The sequence below is a fragment of the Acinetobacter sp. YH12128 genome (assembly GCF_013418655.1).
GTDB classification, from domain to species: domain Bacteria; phylum Pseudomonadota; class Gammaproteobacteria; order Pseudomonadales; family Moraxellaceae; genus Acinetobacter; species Acinetobacter amyesii.
In genome coordinates this window covers 65,159-92,147 of record NZ_VPBO01000009.1, presented here as the reverse complement: position 1 = coordinate 92,147, position 26,989 = coordinate 65,159, and the positions used below count along the sequence as shown (strand labels likewise).

25 protein-coding genes and 1 tRNA gene are annotated in these 26,989 nt (G+C 37.5%); 11 read left to right on the top strand and 15 right to left on the bottom strand.

All coding sequences use genetic code 11. The features are described from left to right. Window positions 1–5 precede the first annotated feature (5 nt). The 7 genes from secD to queA form a co-directional block, all read right to left on the bottom strand. Window positions 6–1,904: a protein translocase subunit SecD gene (gene secD / locus FTU64_RS06685; protein ID WP_078194180.1), complete on the bottom strand. Its 1,899-nt coding sequence runs from the start codon at window positions 1,902–1,904 to the stop codon at window positions 6–8. Between the two features lie 54 nt (window positions 1,905–1,958). Further along, entirely contained in the window at window positions 1,959–2,288 is a 330-nt protein-coding gene (yajC, locus tag FTU64_RS06680; RefSeq protein WP_078191271.1) for a preprotein translocase subunit YajC, read from the bottom strand. Between the two features lie 106 nt (window positions 2,289–2,394). Then, window positions 2,395–3,525 carry a tRNA guanosine(34) transglycosylase Tgt gene (tgt, locus tag FTU64_RS06675; RefSeq protein ID WP_078191270.1) on the bottom strand — a complete coding sequence of 377 codons (1,131 nt, stop codon included), beginning with the start codon at window positions 3,523–3,525 and terminating at the stop codon, window positions 2,395–2,397. 80 nt (window positions 3,526–3,605) lie between these two features. Further along, a complete protein-coding gene (locus FTU64_RS06670) occupies window positions 3,606–4,502 on the bottom strand; it encodes a DUF4303 domain-containing protein (protein ID WP_180059436.1) in 897 nt (298 codons plus the stop codon). An 80-nt stretch (window positions 4,503–4,582) separates the two neighbouring features. Beyond that, window positions 4,583–5,149: a LemA family protein gene (locus tag FTU64_RS06665; RefSeq protein WP_078191268.1), complete on the bottom strand. Its 567-nt coding sequence runs from the start codon at window positions 5,147–5,149 to the stop codon at window positions 4,583–4,585. A gap of 54 nt (window positions 5,150–5,203) precedes the next feature. Next, window positions 5,204–6,232 carry a hypothetical protein gene (locus FTU64_RS06660; RefSeq protein ID WP_180004596.1) on the bottom strand — a complete coding sequence of 343 codons (1,029 nt, stop codon included), beginning with the start codon at window positions 6,230–6,232 and terminating at the stop codon, window positions 5,204–5,206. A gap of 21 nt (window positions 6,233–6,253) precedes the next feature. Next, a complete protein-coding gene (queA, locus tag FTU64_RS06655) occupies window positions 6,254–7,294 on the bottom strand; it encodes a tRNA preQ1(34) S-adenosylmethionine ribosyltransferase-isomerase QueA (RefSeq protein ID WP_078191326.1) in 1,041 nt (346 codons plus the stop codon). Window positions 7,295–7,472: 178 nt separating this feature from the next. Between queA and FTU64_RS06650 the strand changes: the two genes are divergently transcribed. The 5 genes from FTU64_RS06650 to FTU64_RS06630 all read left to right on the top strand — a co-directional run bounded on the left by FTU64_RS06650 (window position 7,473) and on the right by FTU64_RS06630 (window position 10,791). Further along, a tRNA-Leu gene (locus tag FTU64_RS06650) sits at window positions 7,473–7,559 on the top strand. A 157-nt stretch (window positions 7,560–7,716) separates the two neighbouring features. Then, window positions 7,717–9,045: an integrase arm-type DNA-binding domain-containing protein gene (locus FTU64_RS06645; RefSeq protein ID WP_092767612.1), complete on the top strand. Its 1,329-nt coding sequence runs from the start codon at window positions 7,717–7,719 to the stop codon at window positions 9,043–9,045. After that, the gene (locus FTU64_RS06640; protein ID WP_092767610.1) at window positions 9,023–9,355 is read left to right on the top strand and encodes a hypothetical protein; all 333 of its coding nucleotides are present in this window, start codon (window positions 9,023–9,025) and stop codon (window positions 9,353–9,355) included. The genes FTU64_RS06645 and FTU64_RS06640 overlap by 23 nt, the downstream gene beginning before the upstream one ends. Window positions 9,356–9,587: 232 nt before the next feature. Then, entirely contained in the window at window positions 9,588–10,559 is a 972-nt protein-coding gene (locus tag FTU64_RS06635; protein WP_058951643.1) for a phage/plasmid replication protein, II/X family, read from the top strand. Further along, window positions 10,546–10,791 carry an AlpA family transcriptional regulator gene (locus tag FTU64_RS06630; protein ID WP_058951644.1) on the top strand — a complete coding sequence of 82 codons (246 nt, stop codon included), beginning with the start codon at window positions 10,546–10,548 and terminating at the stop codon, window positions 10,789–10,791. The genes FTU64_RS06635 and FTU64_RS06630 overlap by 14 nt, the downstream gene beginning before the upstream one ends. A 62-nt stretch (window positions 10,792–10,853) precedes the next feature. Here FTU64_RS06630 and FTU64_RS06625 read toward each other — a convergent pair whose 3' ends face one another. The 6 genes from FTU64_RS06625 to FTU64_RS06600 form a co-directional block, all read right to left on the bottom strand. Then, window positions 10,854–11,525 (bottom strand): hypothetical protein, encoded by a 672-nt coding sequence (locus FTU64_RS06625; RefSeq protein WP_092767605.1) that lies wholly within the window; start codon window positions 11,523–11,525, stop codon window positions 10,854–10,856. Window positions 11,526–11,608: 83 nt separating this feature from the next. After that, on the bottom strand, window positions 11,609–12,298 hold the full coding sequence (locus tag FTU64_RS06620; protein WP_092767664.1) for a hypothetical protein: 690 nt from the start codon (window positions 12,296–12,298) through the stop codon (window positions 11,609–11,611). Further along, window positions 12,285–12,725 (bottom strand): hypothetical protein, encoded by a 441-nt coding sequence (locus FTU64_RS06615; RefSeq protein WP_058951646.1) that lies wholly within the window; start codon window positions 12,723–12,725, stop codon window positions 12,285–12,287. The genes FTU64_RS06620 and FTU64_RS06615 overlap by 14 nt, the downstream gene beginning before the upstream one ends. Window positions 12,726–12,728: 3 nt before the next feature. Beyond that, window positions 12,729–13,823: a hypothetical protein gene (locus tag FTU64_RS06610; protein WP_092767603.1), complete on the bottom strand. Its 1,095-nt coding sequence runs from the start codon at window positions 13,821–13,823 to the stop codon at window positions 12,729–12,731. Between the two features lie 132 nt (window positions 13,824–13,955). Next, entirely contained in the window at window positions 13,956–14,330 is a 375-nt protein-coding gene (locus FTU64_RS06605; RefSeq protein WP_058951648.1) for a hypothetical protein, read from the bottom strand. A 16-nt stretch (window positions 14,331–14,346) separates the two neighbouring features. Further along, window positions 14,347–14,541, bottom strand: coding sequence for a hypothetical protein (locus tag FTU64_RS06600; protein WP_058951649.1), 195 nt, complete (start codon window positions 14,539–14,541; stop codon window positions 14,347–14,349). 118 nt (window positions 14,542–14,659) lie between these two features. On the opposite strand from FTU64_RS06600, the gene FTU64_RS06595 reads away from it, so the two are divergent. Next, window positions 14,660–15,091: a hypothetical protein gene (locus tag FTU64_RS06595; protein WP_092767600.1), complete on the top strand. Its 432-nt coding sequence runs from the start codon at window positions 14,660–14,662 to the stop codon at window positions 15,089–15,091. 412 nt (window positions 15,092–15,503) lie between these two features. Here FTU64_RS06595 and FTU64_RS06590 read toward each other — a convergent pair whose 3' ends face one another. Together FTU64_RS06590 and FTU64_RS06585 are read right to left on the bottom strand one after the other, a co-directional pair. Continuing rightward, entirely contained in the window at window positions 15,504–15,803 is a 300-nt protein-coding gene (locus tag FTU64_RS06590; RefSeq protein WP_180004595.1) for an HNH endonuclease, read from the bottom strand. Between the two features lie 191 nt (window positions 15,804–15,994). Next, complete coding sequence (locus FTU64_RS06585; protein WP_180059435.1) at window positions 15,995–18,229, bottom strand: NADP-dependent isocitrate dehydrogenase; 2,235 nt, start codon at window positions 18,227–18,229, stop codon at window positions 15,995–15,997. Window positions 18,230–19,351: 1,122 nt separating this feature from the next. On the opposite strand from FTU64_RS06585, the gene FTU64_RS06580 reads away from it, so the two are divergent. The 5 genes from FTU64_RS06580 to FTU64_RS06560 all read left to right on the top strand — a co-directional run bounded on the left by FTU64_RS06580 (window position 19,352) and on the right by FTU64_RS06560 (window position 26,969). Beyond that, a complete protein-coding gene (locus FTU64_RS06580) occupies window positions 19,352–20,638 on the top strand; it encodes a sensor histidine kinase KdpD (RefSeq protein WP_180059434.1) in 1,287 nt (428 codons plus the stop codon). Between the two features lie 92 nt (window positions 20,639–20,730). After that, entirely contained in the window at window positions 20,731–23,490 is a 2,760-nt protein-coding gene (glnE, locus tag FTU64_RS06575; RefSeq protein ID WP_180059433.1) for a bifunctional [glutamate--ammonia ligase]-adenylyl-L-tyrosine phosphorylase/[glutamate--ammonia-ligase] adenylyltransferase, read from the top strand. Window positions 23,491–23,508: 18 nt separating this feature from the next. Beyond that, complete coding sequence (locus FTU64_RS06570) at window positions 23,509–24,435, top strand: branched-chain amino acid transaminase (RefSeq protein WP_078191262.1); 927 nt, start codon at window positions 23,509–23,511, stop codon at window positions 24,433–24,435. Window positions 24,436–24,518: 83 nt separating this feature from the next. Then, the gene (locus FTU64_RS06565; protein ID WP_180059432.1) at window positions 24,519–25,412 is read left to right on the top strand and encodes a mitochondrial fission ELM1 family protein; all 894 of its coding nucleotides are present in this window, start codon (window positions 24,519–24,521) and stop codon (window positions 25,410–25,412) included. An 87-nt stretch (window positions 25,413–25,499) separates the two neighbouring features. Next, window positions 25,500–26,969: a phosphoethanolamine transferase gene (locus FTU64_RS06560; RefSeq protein WP_180059431.1), complete on the top strand. Its 1,470-nt coding sequence runs from the start codon at window positions 25,500–25,502 to the stop codon at window positions 26,967–26,969. Window positions 26,970–26,989: the final 20 nt, after the last annotated feature.

The window sequence follows — 26,989 nt, the reverse complement described above, 5'->3', positions numbered from 1 at the left end:
ATCTCCTAAATGCTCAACTTCTTCAGGTTACGTTTTTTACCATAAATGATTTGTACGATTGCACGTGTCACGGTAATCGCTGTGAACATCGAGCACACAATACCAATCATTAGGGTAACCGCGAAGCCTTTAATCGGGCCTGTACCAATTGCAAACAGAATGAAAGCAACCAAGAATGTGGTTAAGTTGGAGTCAAAGATGGTGTTATACGCACGATCATAACCCGCAACAATCGCCTGTTTCGGCGAGGCACCCCATTTAATTTCTTCTCGTATCCGCTCACAGATCAGTACGTTGGCGTCGACCGCCATACCAATGGTAATCACGATACCTGCAATACCCGGAAGGGTGAGGGACGCGCCAATCCAAGACATGATGGTTAAAATCATGGCAAGGTTAACCACGAGAGCAAAGTTGGCAATCAAACCGAACACACGGAAGAAGACCACCATCCAAATCGCAACCAATAAGAAACCGATTTGAGTTGATAATACGCCTTTGTCAATGTTTTCTTGACCGAGACTCGGACCAATTACACGTTCTTCAACGAAGTACATTGGCGCTGCCAATGCACCTGCACGTAACATCAATGCAAGTTCAGACGCTTCTTGAGGTGAATCCAGACCAGTAATACGGAACTGAGAACCCAATACGGCTTGAATCGTTGCCGCATTGATGACCACAGATTCGGTATAAGGTGTACGAACTTCAGTTTGTGTGCCTGTTGTAGGATCTGCAACATAACTAATTTTTTGTTTGTTCTCGATGAACAGAACAGCCATTCGTTTGCCTACAGCATTACGAGTGGCTTCAGACATCAACTTACCGCCCGCAGTATCCAAAGTAATATTTACTTCAGCACCACCTGTATCTTGGCTAAAACCTGATGACGCATTTTGTACACGTTCACCTGTTAAGATACGGTTACGGTTAAGCAATAATTGACGACCGCTGTCCAAAGATTCATAAGCAAATGCTTCTGTACCTGGCGGTAATGAGCCTTTTGCTTGACCTGTGTAAGGATCGATATATTGATCGTTTAAATCAGAAACTAAGCGGAACTCAAGGTTTGCAGTACGACCAAGTACACGTTTTGCTTCAGCAGTATCTTGCACACCCGGTAATTCAACCACAATACGATTGCTACCTTGAGTTTGTACTAATGCTTCCGCTACACCTAACTCGTTAATACGGTTACGTAAAGTCGTTAAGTTTTGGTTGACAGCATAAGACTGAATTTCTTGTTTACGTGTATCTGTGTAGCTTAGACGAAGAGTCGAACCTTCAGTAGTTGCAACCGCTTGTTGAGTATATTCATTGCCGTTACGACGAAGGAAATCCATAGCTGCAGAACGGTCATCATTATTTGCAAATTGCATCGTAATGGTGTTGTTGTTCAAAGATAAGCTATTGAATTTTAATTTATTGTCACGAAGTTGGCGACGTAAGTCAGCCGCAGACGTTTCCATACGTTGTGAAATGGCTTTATCCATATCCACTTCGAGTAGGAAATGTACACCACCACGTAAATCCAGACCCAGCTTCATTGGTTTAGCACCAATTTTTTGTAGCCATTCTGGGGTAGTAGGCGCAAGGTTCAGTGCGACAACATAATTTTCACCGAGCCCACGACGTAGTGCTTCTTTCGCTTTTAATTGTTGTTCGCTCGAATCAACACGTAATAAAGCGGCATTATTGGTGAAGCTATTGTCATGGCTGGCAATATTTTCAGATTTTAAAATCTGCTCTGCTTTTTGTACGATGCTTTGGTCAATCTGGGTACCGGCTTTGGCACCTGAAATTTGAACAGCAGGTTCATCAGGATACAAACTTGGCAGGGCATATAATGTACTGATGACTAGTACCACTAGAATCAGTAGATATTTCCATGCTGGGTAACGCATTCGTTTTCTTCTTAAAATGAAAAAAGCCGTGCGGGTGCACGACTTATTTTTTGATTAAAGGTTATTTAGAGTGCCTTCAGGCAGAACTGAAATCACACTTGCGCGTTGTACTTTTACTTCTACGCCACGGTTCAGTTCAACAACTGCAAAATCACCTTCGATTTTTGTGATTTTACCCATTAAACCGCCCGCAAAAACAACTTCACTACCAACACCTAGGCTTTCAATTAGTGCACGATGTTCTTTTGCACGTTTTGATTGAGGGCGCCAGATCAAGAAGTAGAAGATTGCGACAAATACCGCAATCATCAACAGGTTTGCCATCATGCTCGGTTGCTGTGCAGCTTCACCTGCCGCGTGAGCAGTAGAAATAAAAAGGCTCATTTCATTTTCCTAAACTAAAAAAACTGGTTATCAATACTTTGATAAATAAATTGGACTTGTTCAGCAATTTACCTTGTCTTTTTCTTCAGCGCAAATGCTGAAAGAATTAATCTTGAGGACAAGGTGGCACTTCCATGCCGCGACGACGATAAAAGTCTTCAACAAACTCATCAAAAGTGCCATGATCGAGAGCATCACGCATCGCTTCGGTCAGACGTAGGTAATAACGTAAGTTATGAATAGTACCGAGCATCGAACCGAGCATTTCGCCGCATTTCTCAAGATGGAAGAGATAAGATTTGGTGAAGTTTGTACATGTATAACAGTCGCAATGTGGGTCAAGCGGACTTTGATCATGACGATATTTGGCATTACGAATACGCACTAAACCGTCGGTCACAAAATAATGACCATTACGTGCATTTCGAGTTGGCATTACACAGTCAAACATATCGACACCGCGACGAACCGCTTCTACGATATCTTCTGGTTTACCGACTCCCATCAAGTAACGTGGTTTATCCGCAGGCATTTTCTCTGGAAGATAATCCAATACTTTGATCATTTCTTCTTTAGGTTCGCCAACAGACAAGCCGCCAATGGCATAACCATCAAAATCAATTTCTTTCAGACCATTTAAAGATTCATCACGTAAATCTTCATACATGCCGCCTTGGATAATACCAAATAGTGCATTACGGTTTTTCAGCACGTCATGATGTTGAGTTTTACAGCGTTTTGCCCAACGCAAAGAAAGCTGCAATGATTTTTGCGCTTCTTCATGTGTCGCAGGATAAGGCGTACATTCATCAAAAATCATCACGATGTCTGAATTCAGCGTGTGCTGAATATCCATCGAAATTTCAGGAGATAAAAAGACTTTAGAGCCGTCAATTGGAGAGCGGAAAGTTACGCCATCTTCTTTAATTTTGCGCATAGCGCCAAGGCTGAAGACTTGGAAACCGCCTGAATCTGTCAAAATCGGGTTATTCCATTTCATGAATTGGTGTAAACCACCATGTTCACGAATGACATCTAGGCCTGGGCGAAGATATAAATGGAAGGTATTGCCCAAAATAACTTGGGATTTAATTTCTTTAATGTCACGTGGGAGCATGCCTTTTACAGTACCGTAAGTACCGACAGGCATGAACATAGGTGTTTCAACAACACCATGTTCAAGGGTTAAACGGCCGCGACGAGCACGGCCCGATTGCGCCAATTTTTCAAACTTCATACAAGGTCCAGATCAAGGCGAAAAAACAGTTCGCTGATGGTAAGAGTGCTAAAAGTGCTCTATTTTCCTTGATTCTGCGGTTAAACGCTAGCTTTGTCGGGTGTTAAGTCTGTAAATTTATAGATTGCGTCTTGTGACAAGGCTCCATCTGAACTCTTGGCATTAAAATAGAACTGGTTAATTCGCTGCAAAATTTCTTCTTTTTCCATCGCAAATGTGCCTTTCGGGTCCGATGTCATGGCCACGATACTGTCAATAAGCTTTTGAATATAAGGATTCGTGGTTGCATAGCTTTTTTCTAAGCTTAAAAGATAGACTTCATTAGCTACATGTAAATAGTTATAAGGTTGTATTTCAACGATTTGAGCCAAATCAATCAGCAGGTCTTTATCATACTGAGACAGCTTCATACGCTTGGGTAAACTGTCGAGCTTGAGGGGTTGTTTGGATTTGAGAAAATCGTCAAGTTGTGTACTTGGAGGATTTAAAACCTGAGCTGAATAAATTTCTATTTCGGGCTGTGTCGGGACCGTGATAAAAAACAGAATATTGTCCAGTTCTATGCCGTAGGACTGAACCAAGTCGAATTTTGTTTGTTGTATGGCATTGAGCAAGATTGAAAGATGGTTAGCCGATTCAGACTTTATCGTAATTTTTATAGAAGATGGATCAAGGTTTAAATGGCCCACTTCATTTACAGATGTCAGTTTGAACTGCGCCAAGTCTTGACTTAAAGCCAGTAGGCTACGATAGCGCCATTTCGACACATTCCATCGATCATGCGCTGCAAGATATTGAGCAGAATCTTCATCTTCGACAAAAATACTACGCTGCGTAGAGACTGCGATATAGTCCATGGAAAAATAGGGATTGAACACCAACGTACATGCGTAAATATGGTCGTCTTGGTGCTGCTCATAGAGTTTGAAAAACGCCTGAATCAGCACATTTTTCAGTGCATTAATTTGATTTTGCATATTTTATTTTTCTTTCTAGTTTTGGAGGTGCTTGATCACCTCATCATTATTTTTTTACTTTTGTGCATTAAAGCCCGAACTTAAAAGTTCGGACGATAATCAAAATTTTGGCTGGCAGCTTGATCGCGGAAAGGGCGAACCGCTTTTTTACTCAGCAATAGCGTATTAATAATATTGTTAGGAAACACTTGAATGTGGTTGTTGAACAACTCAACGTTGCGGTTAAAAATAGTAATCGCCGCACCGACATTTTCGTTTTGTTCTTCAATTTCATTCATCATTTTCAGATAAATATCATTGGCTTTGAGCTCTGGATAGTTTTCAACCACAACATTCAGGCTGCGCATTAGATCTTGATTTAAGGCTTCAATACGCTGTAATTGGCTGACATCGGTACTGTTTACGTTCAAATTCATAATGTTTTGACGGAGTTCAGTGACTTTTGCCAAAGTCCCTTGTTCAAAATTGGAATATTGCTCAACCAAAGGCTGTAATCCATCTAAAATTTTGATTTTTTGACGTTCATAGCTAGCTACATCTGACCATGCACGAATGGTTGCATTGTGATGTCGAACAATATTGTTGCGAATCATGATTGCACCAATCACCAATGCAATGATGATTAAAACAAAGATCAAAAGCCCCATAAAATTTTATCCTCAAGATAAAAGGTCGTAAGTTAAAACATTATTGTATGAAATCTATTTTAAAAACTGCGTTAAATCGTTTTTCAAATTTTCTAAAGCATTTAATTTAAAGGTTCTGAGATGTCCACGCAATGCCGAAACATCTTGAATTCGTTTTGCTTTACTACTGACTTTAAATAAATCTGTAGAGCCAAGATAGCACATTATGCGGTGGCTCGGATGAAATAGCAGATCACCTTCACGGTTTTGAAAAAAATCCGCTAGTCGGAGGACAAAGCCTGGGCTGAGCAATTTAGCGATTTCCATTTGGTTCTCGCCATAAAACTTTAATTTTTGATTGGTTTGAATGTCGCTGCTGTGCCAAGGAAAACTATAGGGATAGCCAAAGTTTTTGCCTGTTGCAGATACGGCAAGTCCATGGATGCCAATATCAAAAACAAATGCGCCCCACAGGTCTTTATGAATTTCTTTAACCGTGACTTCATCACCGTCTTTGTCACGTACTTTCAGTTCATTCACATAGTGATAATGAAAGACCATGACTTGATGCTGTTGCTGATTTTCATCTTCCCAAACGGTGCTCGCGAAGGTCTGAATATCATTCGAAAGGCTGCCTTGCTTAAATACGGGGAACATACGTTTAAGATTGCCAATAAATTGTAGATTATTCAGCGGCATTGAAATGTATTGAGGCTGTCGGTTAAAAGCCAGTTGGTATTTTTTTGCGATGCATTCGGTTTCCAAAAACGCAATAACATCTTCGAGCGGGTCATCTTTTTCATAGCTGATATAGGCCCAGAACACCATGACCAATCCCGCAGCAAAGCAGAGCTGTGCCCAGCCATGATCGGGCTGAATTACAATAAACAGCATGAATCCGATACCCAGTGCGGCTAAAGCCAGCGGCAGTAAATTTTCAAATTTGAGTGTAATGGGAGCATTCCATGGATGCAGTCCATCGAGGAGCTCTTGGTGTGTTTTGGCGTTTCGGCCGATATCCCAGAGCCGAGCGATATTCTGAAAAACCACAGCATTCTTTTTTCGACGAATATGGATGGAGTGCTTTACAGAATCTATCGGCATAGGGATGATTTCAGCGTTCGATTATTTGTGGTTAATGTTATCAATTAACATCGCATCGCCATAACTAAAGAAGCGATATTGGCTGTCGACGGCATGGTGATAGGCATTCAAAATATTGTCTCGATTAGACAACGCTGACACTAACATGAGCAGGGTAGACTCAGGTAAATGGAAGTTGGTAATTAAACGATCGACCACTTTGAACTCATAACCAGGGTAGATAAAGATTTGCGTATCACCTGTCCAGCCCTTGAGTTCGCCGCCATTGGCTTGAGCGGCACTTTCAGTCGCACGAGTCGCTGTAGTACCGACAGCAATGACTTTATTGCCACGTGCTTTTGTCTCACGGATTAAAGCCATAGATTCTTCTGATACGTCACACCACTCACTGTGCATGATGTGATTTTCAATGTCATTGGTACGTACGGGTAAGAATGTACCTGCACCCACATGCAAGGTAACAAAGGTTTTATTTACACCTTTGTCCGCCAATTTTTTGAGTAGCGCTTCATCAAAATGTAAGCTTGCTGTTGGTGCTGCAACTGAAGCCAATTTGGTCGGATCGTTAAAAACAGTTTGGTAACGTTCGGTATCAATCGCTTCTGCTTCACGGTTAAAGTAAGGCGGAATCGGTAATGCGCCGTATAAATCTAAAACTTGTAAAATAGGCTGTGAAAATTCCACAACAAATAAGTTTTCATGACGGCCTTGAACGGTCACTTTAACTTCGTCTGGACCAATAAATAATTCCGCACCTTCTTTAGGCGTATTGCTGGCTTTAATGTGGCAATGTGCGGTTTTTGGATCAAGAATACGTTCAACCAAGACTTCAACTGCACCGCCTGTAGCGCGTTTGCCTTTCAAGCGGGCTTTCATCACTTTGGTATCGTTCAGTACCAATAAGTCACCTTCATTGAGTAAGTCTAAAATGTCAGTGAAATGATGGTCGTGATATTCGCCATTGAGGTCGAGATGGAGCAGGCGTGATGCACTACGTGTTTCAAGCGGATAGCGGGCAATGAGTTCGTCGGGGAGATTGAAGTTAAAGTCAGAAAGTTGCATGTTAAGAAATCTGAAAAGGGGATAATGAAATTTGGCTTAGTATAAGCTTTTTTGGGTTTTAACGCTGAAATTGATGGATTATCCATCTAAAAATTCTTATACGGTTTATTTTTAATCAAATGAGAACATCATGCGTTGACAAGTTTTTGAAACAGTTTATTATACGTTTCAACACCTTCCCGAGGTGGTGAAATTGGTAGACGCGGTGGATTCAAAATCCACTATCAGAGATGATGTGTCGGTTCGAGTCCGACCCTCGGGACCATATCTTTTAAGATATATGGATTAATATAATAAAATATCTTTGTAAATCCTGCATTTATCTAAATTATCAATCGTTATATCACGTTATATTCCTTGATACACCTATGTCAAATGAGTACCTTAATGAGTACCTCATGTGTTAAAGGTATTCATTTGGAATGGCGAAAAAAGTTAAACCCATTACTGATACTAAATGTGCTTCTGCTAAACCTAGAGATAAAGAATATCCATTGCATGATGGTGACGGTCTAATTTTACTTGTTAGACCCTCTGGTACGAAAAGTTGGCAATTCAAATATAAAAATAAAATAGCCAATAAAGTGTCTAAAATGACGTTAGGAACCTATCCTGAACTAAGTTTATCTAAAGCTAGAGAATATCGTTCAGCTTACAGAACAATGCTTGCAGAAGGTTTAGATCCAAAAGAACAAAAGCATTTACAAAATCAGAAAAAAGATAATCAGCACACATTTAAGAAAATCACACTTGCTTGGTTAGAAGTTTATGCAAAGAAAGCTGAATTAGATGAAGAAACTAAGCATAAAAGACTAAGAAAATTTGAGATTCATGTTTTTCCAATCCTTCAAGATAAACTGATTGAAAAAATTACATTAAAAGAATTGATGAATCTTTTAAATAGAATCTATGAAAAGTCAGCAGATCATGCACAGAGAATCAGGGCAGACTTGATATCAATCTATGCATACGCACTACAGCATGGTTTTATCGAAACAAATATAGCTAGAGATTTGAAAGATACTTTAGATTTATCTGCTCCCAAAAAACATAGAGCTACTTTTAAATCACTAGATGAAATCCCAAACCTTATAAAAGGGATTGAGAAAGATACTGGACATTTTCTAACTAAGAGTTGTTTAAAACTAGTATTACATACATTTCTTCGTTCTTCTGAAGTTAGATACGCACGTTGGACTGAGATTGATTTTAAAAAGAAACAGTGGCGTGTGCCTGCTAGAAGAGAATTAATTGAAGGGATTAAGTATTCGAATCGAGGGGCAAAATCAAGAAGAGAACATCTTGTGCCGTTATCTCCACAGGTGATAGAAATCTTAAAAGAAATTTATACTTATAGTGGTAACTGTAATCACGTTTTTCCAAGTGTAAATGACAAAAATAAATTTTTGAGTGGGGAAGCACCTAATAATGCTTTAAAGCGTATAGGATATGACAAAGAAGAGATTTGTTTACATGGTTTTAGGGCTTTAGCAAGATCTTCTTTAGCTGAAATGGGTTTGTTCCAAAGAGATGCTTTAGAAAAGCAAATGAGCCATCTAGAAAAGAATGATACTGTTGGAGCGTATACTCATATTGCAGAATACTTAGAAGAACGTAGAAAAATTATGAATGTATGGAGTAACTGGCTAACCTATATTGAAAATAATCCGTATATAACACCTCATGAATATGCGGATTTACTAAAATTGAAATCAAAAGAGAAAAAGAATGAAGCTCTTCTTAGCGAATAGTAGGGTTGTTAAGTGTTCAGTTAAAGATTTAATGGAATACCAAAATGTTGAATCAATTTTGGCTGAAGATATAAGTGAAAATAATGATGTTTTATCTTATGCGGTTGAGTACTGGGTGGGATTTGGTTTAATTTACCCTAAAATTGAAAATATTAATTTAGATGATTTAAGTCAAATAATTCCAAAAGTGTTTTTGTTAAAAAATAATGATAATAATATAAAATATTTTAAAAATTTTGGTCATGTGTTATTTGACTTCAAGGAGTATGAAAAAGAAGTGTTTTTACTGAAAAACTATGGCTCTTACTGACTTATAGAATGCTTAAAAGTTGACATTTAAAATAAATTATTGTATAATATATCTCATATATTTAATATTAATACTACGTTTGTAGCATAATAAAACAAAAAAATAAATATATATTTCGAATTTTCTTAAATTAATTTTATCTTAAATTTTTCGTGTAAAAATAATGCACGGGGGTATTTCTTTTCCTAAAATAATTTAAAAATTAATAATAAAAAAAATAATAGGAGACATTATGAATAAAAATAAAAAAAGTTTTGATGTTGATTGGATAGATGTTGTTGTAGATGTAGATCACAATCCTTTAGAGCTATCGGAAGGTGGATATATTTTCTTTGATAAAAATCAGAATATTGAACAAGAAAAAATATTATATAAATCTAAAATGATTGAATCTCAAACTAGACAGACAATTAAAGTTAAATCTAAAGGTTCAAAATTAAGAATCTCAGGTAACTTATATAAATGGTTAAATGGACAAAATGTAGATGGCAGTCACTCTGTAGTCAATTTAGTAACTGATACAATCTTAGTGCTTAAAAAAATGAATTTAATTTCACCTACTAATGCGCAGTTAAATGAAATAAAAAAAGGTAAATTTGAACTTTATTGTGTTCATATTAAATTTGATCTGATTTTTGATGATAAAGAAATTTCTATCAAGTATTTAAATAATATTAAAAATGGTGGTCGGTATCCTTATAGAAAGAAAACACTATATCAAAATGGTGTTTATTTTGGACAAAATTCTAAGCATTGGGTTTTAGGTTTTTATCATAAAGGAAATGAGTTAAGTTCTAATAAAAGAAAAAACTTAATAAGTAAAGAGCTAGCCTTATTAGCGAATCGCATGATTAGAAAAGAAATAAAGATTTACTCAAGAAAGTTAAAAGAGTTGAATTTAAAATTTGGATATAATTGGTTTGATATTAATTATTTGGAAAAATTATTTTATAATGAATTCAATAAATTGGAAATGCCTGATTTTAGACGTACAGCACAAGTTTCCACAATTAAAAATAAAGCTGACCAGAAATTTTATAACTTTGTTCTTGATGGAACGGTTCTAGATTTTTATTCAAGAACTACAATTCATCGAAAGAGAAAAGATTTTTTAGAAAAATATAATCTAGAAATTGATACATTAATAAATAAGGCAATTGCTAATAAAAAAATAATAGGGGAAAAATATAATGTTATTAAATAATGAAAATAATAATTTAAATCACGTTTGGGTTCCAAAATTCCGACTAACTGCAAAAGAAGTAAGTTCAATGCTTGGCATCTGTAGAGATAAACTAAATAGATTACAGAAAGAAGATAAAAGCTTTCCTAAAGCTCTGAAATCTGGCATCAATAGACAGTCAGCCGTTTACTTTGATTATTTAGAGGTAATGAATTGGTACGAAAATTGGAAGAATAAAGTTAGATCATATTAAAAAATGGAATTTTACATTTTTTTAAAATATTTAAAGGTTTTTCTAAAATATTATCTAATGATTTAAACGTGTTTATATAGAGAAATCTTTAATAAGGCTTCTCTATATATATCTTCATTATCTGTGAAATTATTTATAAGGGTTTGGATTTGAGCATATTGGTTATCAAATGTTTCTTGTAATTTATTATCATAAATTTTTTCATAGATAATTTTTTCATTATCATCAGTACAGCAAGCCATCTTAGCTAAGTTTATTAAGTCTATGAGTGCCTCTACACTTTTTAATAGTTTCATAAACTTATCAGTGAGATTTTTATCATTAAAAATATAATTAAGTTTTGTAAAGCTTTCTGATAAATCATCGTAATAAGAAGTAATAAGATGTTCTACCTTCTTTACAGATTCATCAATTTCTTTCGTTTCATGCATAGCATAAATTGCAATAATTACACTTGTAAAATTTGAACGGAAATTTTGGGACTTAGTGTATATATCAGAACTAATACTATGTGAAAGCTCGTATCTTTTTTGCTCTTTCCAACTATTAAATGTATAGAGGAGGGCAATAGTAGCAAATAAAGTAGCAGACCATGAAAGAAGGTCTACGGCAAGACTCTGATAGTCATGGTTAGGAATAAACTTAATAAGTAAGTGATATATAGCGATACATACGGCTATTAATGCTAAATAAATTACGGTAAGTGTTGTAGCAAAATTTGTAGATTTAGACATTTTTTAAGACTCTATACACAATTGCCACACCACTCCACAGCTGAATGACATCATCTATATATTAATATGTACAAATGTAAAGTTTACTTGCTTGGACCAATACTTGCACTTTCATATACGCTACGTCTTTCTGCATATTTTTTTGCATCTTTTCCACTGCTATCTTCAGGTAGGTGATGAAGTGTAAGCGGCATGTGTCTTACGGAATAATCATTACCTGAAGTGGGATGCTTATGGTCAGTAATGCTATTCGTATTTTTCTGAGTACATTGATAGTGAGTCACATATGAAGATTCATGTTCTTGCACATAACTTATCCAGTCACTCATAAAATTATTTTCGTTAGTAAACCTACTATTTGGCTTAAGATAGATTAAAAGAGAGCCATTAACAGCATTGCCTTGCCCTTTACTATAACGGGTTAGTAGTTGCTTCAATCCGCCGTGGAGATATTCAAAATCTGTTTTTGTACTGTTGTTGACAATCTTGGCTTCACCTATCCATAAAAATGAACCTGATTGAACACTTAAATCCGCATTACCGTTTTTATCTGAATCAACTTGTACATTATAGAATCTCATTTTAAGTCCCATACCTATCATGGAGCTTATTTCTGTCTCAGATAATTTGAGGAATATTTCAGTACTGTCTAGACAAGATGAGTAGACTTCATCTATATCCATATATAAAACTTTTATCCAATCATCGTAATTAGTAATAGAATTTCTTAAGGCAAGCATAGTTGCATTGATAGGTAAACTATTGAGATTCAAAACTTTCTCCCAATAATTCATTAGATGCGACGAAATAAGGTTGAACTAGTTCTAAATATTCAGTTTTAGTAATAGTTTCACCACTTTGAGGGTGAATGAATATATTATTAATTAAGTTCTTTGAAAATAGCTCTGCGGAGTAAGGTTCCCAGTCATCATTTAATTCATTGTGATAATGAAACTTTTGATTGAAGAAATTAACTTGTTCATTAACTAATAGATAAACAGCATTACTGAAGTTTTCTAAATCATTTTCAGTTGCTTCTGAAACTTTAAATAAGAAAGAGAATAAAAATTCTTGATCTCCTAAATTATCTAAAGTCTCAACATAACTAATAATATTATGTGAATATTTTTTAATATTATCACTATCTTTAAATTTTAGAAGAGCAAGAAAGCTATCAACTCTCTGGATAAAATTCTTCATAATCTATGAATTATCTAGAAGTTTTTTACAGCAATGTCTTAGATCATTAGCTTCCTGCATATAGTCTAATACAGCTATATAAATAGGGGTTAAGGCGGAAGCTTTATATTCTCTATAAGATAATGCTACAGTCACGGCACAATCTCTTTTTCCTGTATTATAGCGTTTTCTAATTCCATAATAATCCAGAATTTCACCTGTCGAACCTTTTGTAAAAAAGCTATCCTTTCGTACATCTGCTCTTTTTGAGGACGTCTTACCTAAATGATTGAAAGTTCCGCCTGATGAGCAAAAAGCATGTCCAAAAACAACTCCATCTGTTTCATTTTCCATATTTTCAATTGCATTTCTAAAATTTAACCTATTTAGATGTTCAAGACCTTTAATCTTTTTAATCTTATTTTCTAATTGATCTAAAGCTTTATTAATCATTGCTTTAGGGAATACATATGCTAGGTCAAAGCCAATAACTAAAATTTTTAGCTTCTTGTCTAAAACAACAAAATCAAAAGCAGGAATTGTTACTTTTATTACTTTAATTAACTCCAGTACTTCTTGATTTTCATCTAATGGATCTAGTTCGTTATTAAAAGAATCAATAACGTTAGCTGACTCTTCTTTACTACGAAAAACGTAAGAGCGTTGATCGTGATAAACGAAGATACTCATATCATCATCAGGTTGGAATCGAGCAATGAAATCTTTTTCTACTTTATCTTCATCTTCGATTGAGTAATATTTGTCATCTATAGAGCAATTTGAAGTTAGTGTACTTAAAGATTTTTCTAAATCATTTAAGTTCATATCATCAGGTAGCTTATAGATAGAAATAGCTTTATTGGCATATAGACAGTGTTTAACTACCTCAGGCGTTAAAGCCTTTCGAAAGTTAGTAAGGATTGTTACTACATCACCTTTAGTAATTTGCTGAATTTTTTTTAAGAGTGAGTCATACCCGTTTGAGGAAGAAATTCCATTCTGTTCAGCCAAATCATTTATAGGTGCAAAAGGATATTTTCTTTTACGTAAAAGGTTAACTTTTTTCAATAAATCTGCTCTGATCACTTCTAGATCAATAGATTCAACTTTAGAATTCATATTTCCCTCGGGGTTAAAGCAAAATTTATTGAGAATAAGAACTTAACTATTTGTAAAAGTTTGCAAGTTAAAGTTACTTGTACTTATGTATCAATAATATTATCTGATGGCTTTTGATTTTCATAGATTTTATTAAAGTGATTTTTGAATTTTAAGATTATTAGCAATAGCTTCCTCTAGTGCTTTCTTTCTTCTGTAATCTAATTCACTTGATTTAACATTTCTTAGGTTGATTGTGATGCTTGGATATAGCTTTTTCAATTTTGGTTCTACATGGTTTAGGAATTTTTGAGCTAAATTTTTATCTTCAAAAAACTCACATTTACTTTTTTTAAGTTTGCCGTTTAGGCTGATATAGGCATGAGCTTTATCGTCATCTTTAATACCATATTTGCCCTGTTCAAGCCCAAAACTAGGTGTCCAATCATCACGCATAGTTTTAGGTAGATCACCATGTTTCAAAAAAACTTCAATTGTATAAAGTTTTCTTAATTCTTCCTCTTTCATCTCTACTCCATGATCATTAGACTGATTCAATGATGTAATCTACACCTAGTACCATTTGTCTAGACCAATATTCTGCGGTTTCTTTTGCTTCTTCATATTCATCGAATTGCCCTTCAGAAATTGCTTCTTCTCTAGAGGGAGTAGTCACGATTTCTCCTTCATCACCAACAAAGTAATTTCCTGATTCTAATAGCTTTACAATATACCCCATGATTACACCCTTAAAGTCTAGACTATGATCTTAAATTACAATACTTTAGAAGCTGTCACCATCAAAAAATTAGATTTTTAGTTTCATGTAATTCAATATTATTAGATAAGGAAACATAATGAAGTTAAAAGATGCTTTTGATTATATTCTTGATAAAAATAATACTTTAAGTAATTTCAATGCATATATGATTGGGGTGGTATATGAGGATAAGGATTCTTTTTTATTCGTAAATCTCAGCATAGATGATGAAGAAATAGAAAATAATATGCTGTACTACCACGCCCATGTTACAAGCGGAAAAATTGGAAGTTCAGAGGGGGAGGAGGATTTTTACAGTGCAGAGAGTATTGAAGACTTACTTGCTCAATTACCCCTGATTGCTTCTTATTTAAGTTATCATGTTTATAAGCTAGATGAGGATGTGTTTGGGCTAAGTAGTGAATACGCGTTAAAAGCACTTTTTCCTAGGCTACCTGACCCTGACTTTCATGATCTAGATGACTTTAAAGTAGAAGCTATTAAATTGGTGTCTACGCTTAATTATTAAGATTTTAGGATTGTTTTTTATTTAAGTTATTGTAATAGCAGGGTTTCTAATTTTGAAAATGAGTACCTTAGTGAGTACCTTTTAATTTTTTAATTTTAATAAATTTAGTTAAAACAATTGGATATATTAATATATTGATCCCGACCCTCGGACCAAAATTCTAAAAAACCCCAAGCTTATTAAGACTTGGGGTTTTTTATGTCTAAAAGTAATGAATTATATAAAATTCCTAGAAAATTTCCAATGATTTCACTAGCCACGTTTCAGGTGGTCACTTCGTAAAATGAGTACCTGAATTTTGTTTGGGTACTCATGGTGGAATCAGATGCTAAGCTTAAATTATTAGATCAATACAATAATCAAATGTGATTGATCGGGTGTCTTATAGGGCTTGTAGTATTTAAAAGATTTATTAACTATCTAAAGCTACTTTGATGACATCTGCAATTGTCTCAGTGTTGACACCTCTTTTTCGAGCATTCTCAGAGTGGAACCAAGTTGCTAAGTCTTTATTGCCTTTAGATGCATTGCAGCCAACACAGCACAATGCAATATTGGTTAAGGTTGTAATTCTTATATCGTTGATAATGTGTTCCCAAGACTTCTTGTTGGCTCTTTCAGTGCCAAACTTTTTGCCGCAATATACACAGCACAGGTCTCGCTCCGAGACCACATCTTCTATGTGCTTTGGTATTCCCCATGAATTTGCCATTTTAGGTTTTCCTTATTTTAGGGCTGTAGTTGAATGAAAAATCCTAACCTTTGATAAATCACATTCATAAAATTTAGAGCAAAGTATTAAATGAAAGAGTTGTCATAACACTATATAAATGAGGGTATAAAAAAACCAGCGCCGAAGCGCTGGTTTTTTACATCCCTAACTTGCATTAGTTCAGCATCAACTTATTGAGCAGCCTCAAGAGCAGCATTTAAAGTTGCGCTTGGACGCATTACAGCATTTACTTTTGCTGTATCTACAGCGTAGTAACCACCGATGTCCGCGGCTTTACCTTGAACTTCAGCAAGTTCTGCAACGATTTTTTCTTCGTTTTCAGCAAGTGCTTGAGCAAGAGGAGCGAATTTCGCTTTAAGCTCTGCATCTTCGTCTTGCGCAGCAAGTTCTTCAGCCCAGTATTTAGCAAGGTAGAAGTGGCTGCCACGGTTGTCAAGTTCGCCAGTACGACGTGATGGAGACTTGTCATTGTCAAGCAATTTACCAGTCGCAGCATCAAGTGTATTTGCAAGAAGTTTAGCTTTCGCGTTGTCTTCTTTGATGCCCATTTCTTCAAGAGAAACAGCAAGTGCCAAGAACTCACCTAAAGAATCCCAACGTAAGTGGTTTTCTTCTACAAGTTGTTGTACGTGTTTAGGCGCAGAACCACCCGCACCAGTTTCGTACATGCCGCCACCAGCCATTAGAGGCACGATAGAAAGCATTTTCGCAGAAGTACCCAATTCCATAATCGGGAACAAGTCTGTTAGGTAGTCACGTAGGATGTTACCAGTTACAGAAATTGTATCTAGGCCACGAGCAACACGTTCAAGTGTATAACGCATAGCACGTACTTGAGACATGATTTGAATGTCTAAACCAGTAGTGTCGTGCTCTTTCAAGTAAGTTTGAACTTTCTTGATGAGTTCGTTTTCGTGTGGACGGTACGGGTCAAGCCAGAAGATCGCAGGCATGCCTGAGTTGCGTGCACGAGTCACAGCAAGTTTCACCCAGTCACGGATTGGAGCGTCTTTCACTTGGCACATACGCCAGATATCGCCTTCTTCCACGTTTTGTGACATCAACACTTCACCAGTTTCTAGGTCGGTGATGTTTGCAACACCCGCTTCAGCGATTTCGAAAGTTTTGTCGTGTGAGCCGTATTCTTCAGCTTTTTGCGCCATCAAACCAACATTAGGTACAGTACCCATAGTGCGTGGGTCAAAGTTACCATTCCATTTACAGAAATTGATCATTTCTTGGTAGATACGCGCGAAAGTAGATTCAGGCATTACAGCTTTACAGTCGTACTGTTTGCCGTCAGCACCCCACATTTTACCGCCACCACGGATCATTGCGGGCATAGATGCATCTACAATGACGTCATTAGGTGAGTGGAAGTTAGTGATGCCTTTTGCAGAATCAACCATTGCAAGTGCAGGACGGTGTTCTTGGCAAGCATGTAAGTCAGCAATGATTTCTTCACGAAGAGAAGTCGGAAGAGTTTCAATTTTTTCGTAAAGACCAGACATCCCGTTGTTGATGTTAATACCTAACTCATCAAACAATTTGCCGTGTTTTTCGAATGCTTCTTTGTAGTAAATCTTCACACAGTGACCGAAAACGATTGGGTGAGACACCTTCATCATGGTCGCTTTTACATGTAGAGAGAACAAAATGCCAGCTTCTTTACAATCATCTAATTCTTTTTCATAGAAGTCGCAAAGTGCTTTTTTGCTCATGAACATTGAGTCGATGATTTCGCCATCTTGAAGCGCAACTTTTGGCTTAAGAACAACAGTTTCACCAGACTTAGTGATCAATTCCATTTTTACATTGCGAGCGCGGTCTAAAGTCATAGACTTTTCGCCGTGGTAGAAGTCACCTTCGTCCATGTGAGAAACGTGAGTTTGTGACCACTGTTTCCATTCGCTCATAGAGTGAGGATGTTTCTTCGCGTAATTTTTTACTGCAGTAGGTGCACGGCGGTCAGAGTTACCTTCACGAAGTACAGGGTTTACAGCAGAACCTAGGCATTTGCTATAACGCGCCTTGATTTCTTTTTCTTCCTCAGTCGCTGGGTTTTCTGGGTAGTTCGGAACTGCAAAACCTTTAGACTGTAATTCTTTAATGCAAGCAGTTAATTGGCCAACTGAAGCACTGATGTTCGGAAGTTTGATAATGTTTGTGCTTGGATCTTGGGTTAATTGTCCAAGCTCTGCCAAGTTATTTGGCACCTTTTGTTCTTCGCTTAGGTAGTCTGAAAATTCAGCGAGTACACGTGCTGCAACTGAGATATCGCGTTTAACGATTTCAACGCCAGCAGGTTTAGTAAAGGTTTCAATGATCGGCAGCAGAGAGTAAGTCGCCAATAATGGCGCCTCGTCGGTCAGTGTGTAGATGATAGTTGACTTTCCACCAGCCATATATAGCCCCTTGCTTTAGATTGTGTCTTTGAGGTCCGAGCTTGTGGCTCGCCTCTATGAACCGATTTGCTTAAATAAAACTATGAAAGTATCGGGGTTCATTGCTTTTCAGTCAACGCAAGATCCTGTGATGTGGTCATTTCGTAGAAAAATGATACAAAAGAAGTGCAGTTTGACGCCCAATTTTAGCGCAAAACCGAGAAGGGGAATATTGAAAGCTTGTTATTCATAGCTTAAAGCTATTGAACAATTAAATTTAAATCATTTTTTTTGGGCTGATCTGTTCTTTATGGCTCGTTCGAAATTTAGTTGTAAAGCAAAGCGTAGGACAGGTCAAACCGAAAGCCTTAGCTTTTAGGTGTAGATTTGGTGCGTAAGTTCGAAAATTAGTCAGGATTGGTGACTTTATAAAAGAACGACGTGAGTTCAATGCTCTATTTGACTTTGAGCGCTCTCGGAATGTTTATACGATAACTTATATATCTGATGAATAAGGCATGGCTATTTTTTAGCTTCAGTCATTTGGGTGAATGAGTTCATGTACAGTAGAAGCATGAAACGAATCTTTAGCTCAGTTTAATAAAGTAAAAGCGAGCAGGTATGGTTTAACGCTCAAATGACACACACAACTGATAAAAACTAATAAATTAGTCTAATAGAAAAACTTAAAAATAGATTCATTTAGTGTAGCTGACTGAAACGAGCATCCTGATGAGCAATCTGGTCGTAGAATAATCATAAAACTCACTATTTTTTGTGATGTAGTTAAAGAAAATTAAACCCAGTTTTTTAGGTCTTATGTAAGTGAATATTTCTTTTAGTCATGTTTTTAGTTTGAATAAAACGCGAAAAGTACGATTTAAAATAAACAGTCAATAAAATTTAAATTAATTTAAGTTTCTAATTTTATTGTTTTAATTTTTGTTTTACCTTTAATGTTATGTTCTTTATAGATATTTTTGTTTTCTAATTGGATGAAAGTTCGATTAAATAGCGCATTCGTAAATGATGTTTGTTTTTTTGTTGGGTTTTGTTATTGAGTGTTTGGGCTATTTTTGCTATTAATCTTGAACAGAACAGTTGGTTTTTATCTTTAAGATAAACCCTGAGGAGAGCAACGGGATGGCTTTACGTTTACTGGATATTGGTACACAAACCGAATTATTAACTGCCTGTCGTTTGTCTTTATTGATGGGGGTTTATACGGACGACAACCGCATTGCAGAATTTTTAAAGTTTGCGCGTGGTATTGTGCAAGTCGATAATGCTGTCCTCGCATTTAAAAATGAACCTTATATATGGTATGCGTCAGAGCACATATTTAAGGCCTTTATGGCCGAAGCTGATGATGATCGTCTAGATCAGTTTTTTGCTGAACATTCTCGTATAGACCGAGACGCTGAAAATTACCAAGCTTATTCCAACTATATGCAAGAACTTGGATTAGGGCATCAGCGTTTAGTCGCTTTCGATTTAAAATATGACCAAGAATCTATCGGTAAAGTGATATTATTTGATGATCAAGTCACTGCATTTGAATCCAAACAATTAAAGATCGTTGAAGAATTTGTACAAAGTCTAGTCAACATCATTCAACTTCGCGTTGAAAATGCCGAATTAAAAGAAGCTTATGAACAGCAGTCGGCACTCAATTTTAGTAAGACTAAATTTTTCCAAATTATTGCTCATGATTTAAGAGCGCCATTTCATGGCCTATTGGGCTTTTCTGAAGTTTTGGCGCAGGAGCGCAGTACCTTAGATGATTCAAGTGTGCAAAATATTGCAGACTATTTATATGACACCACACAGTCGACGTATAACCTCTTAGAAAGCTTATTGAACTGGGCTATGGCAGAAGGTGGTCGCTTTGTTTATCACCCGATTAATTTTGATTTGCATCAGTCTGCAAAAATTGTGAGTGATGTCTTAAATAGCTTGGCCGTGAAGAAAAATATCCGACTGATCAATGCCGTGCCTGAAGGCATTAAAGTCAATGCAGATATCAATATGATCACATCAGTGATGCAAAATTTGGTGTCAAATGCATTGAAATTTACTCATAGCGATGGACGAGGTGTGGTGACGATTTCTGCCGAACAAGATGGTGAACGGATTTTATTCACCATTCAAGATACGGGATTGGGTATGACCCAAGCTCAGATTGAAGATTTATTTCAGCAAAAACTCACTGTCAGTATTAAAGGTACGGCAGGAGAGCGTGGTACGGGGTTGGGTTTAGTGCTGTGTAAGCGCTTTGTGGACTTGAATCAGGGTGAAATTGTGGTGAACTCGAAAGAAGGTGAAGGCACACAATTTAAAGTCTGGCTGCCAAAGGCGACAAGTCTGCATCAAACCCTAAGTACCGAGAGCTGCAATGCACAGAAAGATGCGACCTTAAGCGAGCTTTAAAGCGTGTCTATTGGTATAAAAGCCTAAAAATACTTTTCCCTAAGCGTTATCAACTGTTATAACTAGAAAAAAATCACGCTAGGGTTTGTGAAATGAATACGGAGCAATTGCAGAAAACATTACGTGCCAGTCAATATGCTGAACAGGTGCTCGGAATCCATCAGGCCAGTTTAGAACAAGACTATGCAATTGATCAGTTTCAAACCTCGCTCAGTACAGCACAAATTCAACATTTTGTCGTAAGCAGCCTTGCCGATATCCAAGATGAAAATAGCTGGATGCGTGCAATTCGTGTGCTGCGCGCACGTCTGATGTTTCGTTGGATTTGGCAAGATGCCAATCAACTCACCGATGTCGTCACCTTAACTCGAGAGCTTTCAGACTTTGCCGATGCATCCATCTGTGCGGCAAAAGATTTTGCACTAAAGCCGTTGATCGCGAAATATGGCGAACCGCTAAGCTATAAGGGGAAAGTTCAAGACCTGATTGTGGTTGCCATGGGAAAACTGGGTGCGCAGGAACTTAATCTTTCAAGTGATATTGATCTTATTTTTGCCTTTGATGAACAGAGTGAAACCAACGGTCGAAAATGTATTGATGTGCAGCAGTTCTGTATTTTATGGGGCCAGAAATTAATTTACTTGCTTGACCATATTACCGCAGATGGTTTTGTCTTCCGTGTAGATATGCGCCTTCGCCCATGGGGCGATGGTTCTGCCTTGGCAATCAGTCATGCGGCATTAGAAAAATATTTAAGCCAGCATGGACGTGAATGGGAGCGCTATGCTTGGATTAAGGCACGTATCGTCACGGGCGGTAAAGAAGGCGCAGAGTTACTGGAAATGACCCGACCTTTCGTCTTCCGCAAATATGTCGATTACACCGCTTTCGAAGCTATGCGTGACATGAAAGCCATGATCGAACGTGAAGTGCTACGTCGTAATATCGAAGATGATATTAAACTCGGTGCAGGCGGAATTCGTGAAGTTGAGTTTATTGTTCAAGTCTTTCAGCTCATCTATGGCGGTTCAAAACTCGAGTTGCAAGACCGTCAATGTTTAGTGAGTCTGCATCATTTAGGTGAAGTTGGATTATTAGAAAAAACCGCAGTTGCTGATCTAGAAGATGCATATTTATTTTTACGTCGCATTGAACATGCGATACAAGCGCTCAATGATCAGCAAACCCAATCGTTGCCACATGAGCCTGAACCACGCCAACGTATTTTAGATACTTTAGGTTTTGCATCTTGGGTTGACTTTTTGAATGTACTCAATCAGAAGCGTGCCAAAGTCATTTACCAATTTGAACATCTTATTAAAGAAAAAGAACCCGATCCGTTATTGGAAAGTTTTAGTCATTTAGAAGCCCAGTTGAACGATGTTCTAGATGATGATGCCAAAAATTTAATTCACGAATTTTGGTATGGACATGCGCTGAAAAAATTACCTGCCAAAGCAGTACAGCGTTTAAAAACCTTTTGGCCCCATCTCATTGAGGCGATATTACAGTCAGATAAACCTCAGGTGGCCTTACTACGTCTCATGCCTTTGGTGGAGTCGGTGCTGCGCCGTACGGTCTATTTGGTGATGCTGATTGAGAGCAAAGGGGCATTACAACGATTAGTGAAAATGGCAACAGTGAGTCCGTGGATCTGCGAAGAATTGACGCATTATCCCGTGCTGTTGGACGAGTTTTTGTCGATGGATTTTGAGCTGCCAAAGCGTAAAGATTTAGAAGACTCTCTACGTCAACAACTGCTTCGAATTGAAATTGATCAAGTCGAAGACCAAATGCGTGTTCTTCGATTATTTAAAAAATCCAATGTCTTAGCAGTAGCTGCTAGTGATGTTTTGGCAGAAAGTCCGTTGATGAAAGTGTCGGATGCATTGACCGATATTGCTGAAGTGTCGGTGAATGCAACCTTGCATTTGGCATATCAAATTGTTGCCAAAAAACATGGCTATCCAATTGATGCAGAAGGGCAGCGTTGTTCGATTGATCACATGGCTTTTGCGGTGATTGGCTATGGCAAGGTGGGTGGCATCGAGCTGGGTTATGGTTCGGACTTGGATTTGGTGTTTATTCACTATATGGACGAACAAGCCGATACGGATGGACAGAAACCAATTAGTGGCTTTGAATTTGCTATGCGGGTGGCACAAAAATTTATGTCCTTAATGACTACGCAAACCCTAGATGGTCGAGTGTATGAGGTGGATACACGTTTACGACCTTCGGGAGAAGCGGGGTTATTGGTGACCAGCTTAAAAGCCTTTGAGCAATATCAACATAAAAATGCTTGGGTCTGGGAGCATCAAGCTTTAGTACGTGCCAGAACGATTGCAGGTGAGCACAGTTTACGGATTGAAATTGAAAACTTGCGCTGCAATATTTTGACTCAGCCACGAGATGAGAACAATGTTCGTGCAGAAGTGCTCAAAATGCGCCAAAAAATGAAAGACCATCTAGGTTCTTCTAAAGAGCAGCAAAAAGATGGAATTTTTCATTTAAAACAAGATGCAGGTGGTATCGTTGACATCGAATTTATGGCACAGTATGCAGTATTAGCATGGAGTGGGTCGAATCCCGATCTCGCCCATTACTCTGACAACGTACGAATCCTTGAGGATGCCGCAAGAACGGATTGCTTATCCAGCGCCGATGCGACAGCATTGATTCAAGCTTATCTCCGTGAACGAGCCGAGAGCCACCGTTTAGCACTTGCGAATCAATCCATGCAAGTTTCAGCTGACGATTGGCACGATACCCGAGTGGTCGTTTGCAAGCTATGGCAAAGATTAATTGATCCAACTGCAACGTTTGCATTGGATAAAAATGACTGTGTATAAAAATTTGGAGTGTGTGCCATGAACTTGGCTGATCGTGATGGTTTTATTTGGCAAGATGGACAATTGGTTGACTGGCGTGAGGCGAAAACTCACGTATTAACACATACATTGCATTACAGCATGGGTGTGTTTGAAGGCGTCCGTGCTTATGAAACTCCGAATGGAACGGCTATTTTCCGTTTAAAAGAACACACTAAGCGTTTATTAAATTCTGCAAAAATTTATCAAATGAAAGTCCCATTTGATCATGCAGCATTAGAACAAGCTCAAATTGATGTGGTTCGTGAAAACAAATTGGCTTCTTGCTACCTACGTCCAATTATTTTTATTGGTTCAGAAAAATTAGGTATTGCAGCAACTGACAATACCATTCATGCCGTTGTTGCTGCATGGAGCTGGGGTGCTTACCTTGGTGATGAAGCGATGGCGAAGGGTATCCGTGTTAAAACGTCTTCATTTACGCACCATCATCCAAACGTGACCATGTGTAAAGCAAAAGCATCTGGTAACTATACTTTGTCCATTCTTGCACACCAAGAAGTGGCACATGCTGGCTATGACGAAGCAATGTTACTCGATCCACAAGGTTATGTATGTCAAGGTTCAGGCGAAAATGTATTCTTAGTTCGTGATGGTGTGATTCATACTCCTGACATCGCGGGTGGTGCACTTGATGGTATTACCCGTCAAACCATTATTACGATTGCGAAAGACCTTGGTTTTGAAGTGGTTGAACGTCGTATTACACGTGACGAATTCTATATTGCTGATGAAGCATTCTTCACAGGTACTGCTGCTGAAGTGACGCCAATCCGTGAATATGATGACCGTCAAATTGGTGAAGGTTGTCGTGGTCCAATCACTGAGCAAATCCAAACTGCATTCTTTAATGCGGTTCAGGGTAAAGACCCTAAATATGCGCACTGGTTAACTTACGTAAAATAAGCTGATCGGTTAAGATGAAAAGGCGAAACTAAGTTTCGCCTTTTTTATTGGCTTGAAGATATTGAATTTTTTGGAACGAGACTATGCATATTGTTTATGTCAGTGATGGTAAAGCAGGACATCGCTCACAGGCTCTAGGTTTATTTAAGGCCATGCAGCGCCAATCTCAGGAAGCATTCACATTTCAAGAAATTTCAATTGATGATTTGCCTATAGCGACACTTATTTCTGCACTGTTTAGCCATCAAGTTCATGCCGTAGAACACGTGCCAACCTATATTTTTGGCGTCGGCAGCCATACACATTTTCGAGTATGGCTGTTAGGCAAAGTGTATAACAAAGCCAAAACCATTATTTTAATGAAGCCCAGCTTGCCGTTTGCATGGTTTGATTATGCGGTGATTCCACAGCACGATGGTATTCAGGCATCAAATAAAGTACTGACCACACAGGGTGCGTTAAATCCTATTGTGAATGAGGAGCGACATCAGCATGGTCGAATCCTGATCGCTTTGGGTGGCTCTTCGAAACGCCATCAGTGGAATGCGGCTAAAGTACTCCAACGAATTGAACAAATAGTCGAGCAAAATCCAAATTCACAAATCATTTTGACCACTTCACGGCGCACACCAAAAGCGTTTTTAGCAGAATTAAAACAGTTAAAGAGTATTGAAAAAGTACAGATTTTCCCAGTTGAAGTCACTCCGCAAGGTTGGATTTTCGAAGAAATGCAAAAAGCCGAAGCGGTTTGGGTAACTGAAGATAGTGTTTCAATGATTTACGAGGCTCTCACCGCGGGTTGTAAAGTCGGGGTGATTGAAGTGGATCGCTTGAAGGAAGACCGGATTACCAAGTCGGTAGATGAAATTTTAAAACAAGGCTTGGTGTCGTTACAGACCACTTTAACTGATTTGAATCTCGCTACCGAATTTAAAGAAACTGACCGTATCGCCAAAAAGATTGTACTCGGTCCCTAAAGTATAGATAATACCCGACGAAAAATTTCTACTAACATTTCAGTCTAACTAGACAATGTTTGAATAATATTAAAGGGTTGTCAGGTCATGCTAAAAACCTATTTGTTTCCGCTTTTACTTTCGATTGGGTTTTGTATTGGCTTAGGTTTTTTGGACTATTTAGCTCATATTAAAAATGCCCCTTTATTTTTTATCTTGGTACTTTCGAGTACGTTTTTTTTCATTGCAGTAAAACAATTACATAGTCGTATTTTTAAGTACATCTTCCTTACTCTGTTTTTTGTCATTAGCCTGTATATTGCAAGTGGGACGGGGTTCTTACAAGGGCACATGTCTTTGGGAATCGTGGCATCGATGTTCCAAAGCAATACCAATGAAGCCTTTGAATTTTTATCTGTAGTTAATCCTAAATATATTATTTTTGCCTTGATTTTATTTTCAAGCCTCAGTTTTTATATTCTATTTTTTAATCCAACTCGTCATGGGAATTATCGCAAGCTGATTTTGGCGCTTATCTTTATTGCTAACGGCGTCAGTGTGTTTGGTGTTCAAACTGCACTGGCGACAGTTAAATATAAACAAGAAGAGGCCAAACTCCTTGAAGATAATGTGCAAGATATCGATTGGGAAATTCAGCAGGTGAATGCTAGCTATGAGAATCAAGTGATTATCATTGGTGAGAGTGTTCAGCGAGATCATTTATCACTTTACGGTGCGAAAGACGATACCACACCTTTTTTAAATCAGATGCCACTGGATGTTGTAGATCATTACATCGCAACTGCACCGAATACGGTAACTAGTCTGACTCGAACGCTGACTTTGGTTGATCAAAATCGTGAACCGCAGATTGCAAAAAATGTTGTGACGCTAGCAAAACAAGCGGGCTATAACACCATTTGGATTTCAAATCAGGGATTTATGGGGAAAAATGATACGGCGATTTCTAAAATTGCCATTCATGCCGATCATCAGTTCTTCCTGAAAAGTGGTAACTATATGTCGAGTAATATTGATGACGACAAAATGGTCGAAATATTACAGGCCCAGTTAAAAAAATATGCCAATCAAAAAAATGTAATTTTTATTCATATGATGGGTTCACATCCGGATGCGTGTGAACGTCTGTTTAAGGCACCACGTATGTATGCCGATAAACCTGAAACCATTAATTGTTATTTATCTTCGATCAATAAGTTGGATCACTTTATAGAGCAGATTTATAACACTTTAAAGGCTGATCAGCGTAGTTTCACTGTGACGTATTTTTCAGATCATGGTATGACCGTAGATGAAGATTCATATCATGTAGATAATGAATTTAAAGATAATTATCAGGTTCCATTTTTTGTATTACGTAGCGATGCGCAGGCTAAAAAACAATATAACAAGACTGTCAGTGCCTACGATTATATGCATATTTATGCAGATTTATTGGGGGTGAAAACACCATTATTAGATCCTAAAAAATCGTTGGCGAATATTGAAGACAATCAAAATGTCACCGTTTTTGATTGGGATGATTATGTGCCATATCTAAGTTTAGGTGGTACATAATTAAAATTTTAGTATGAGTG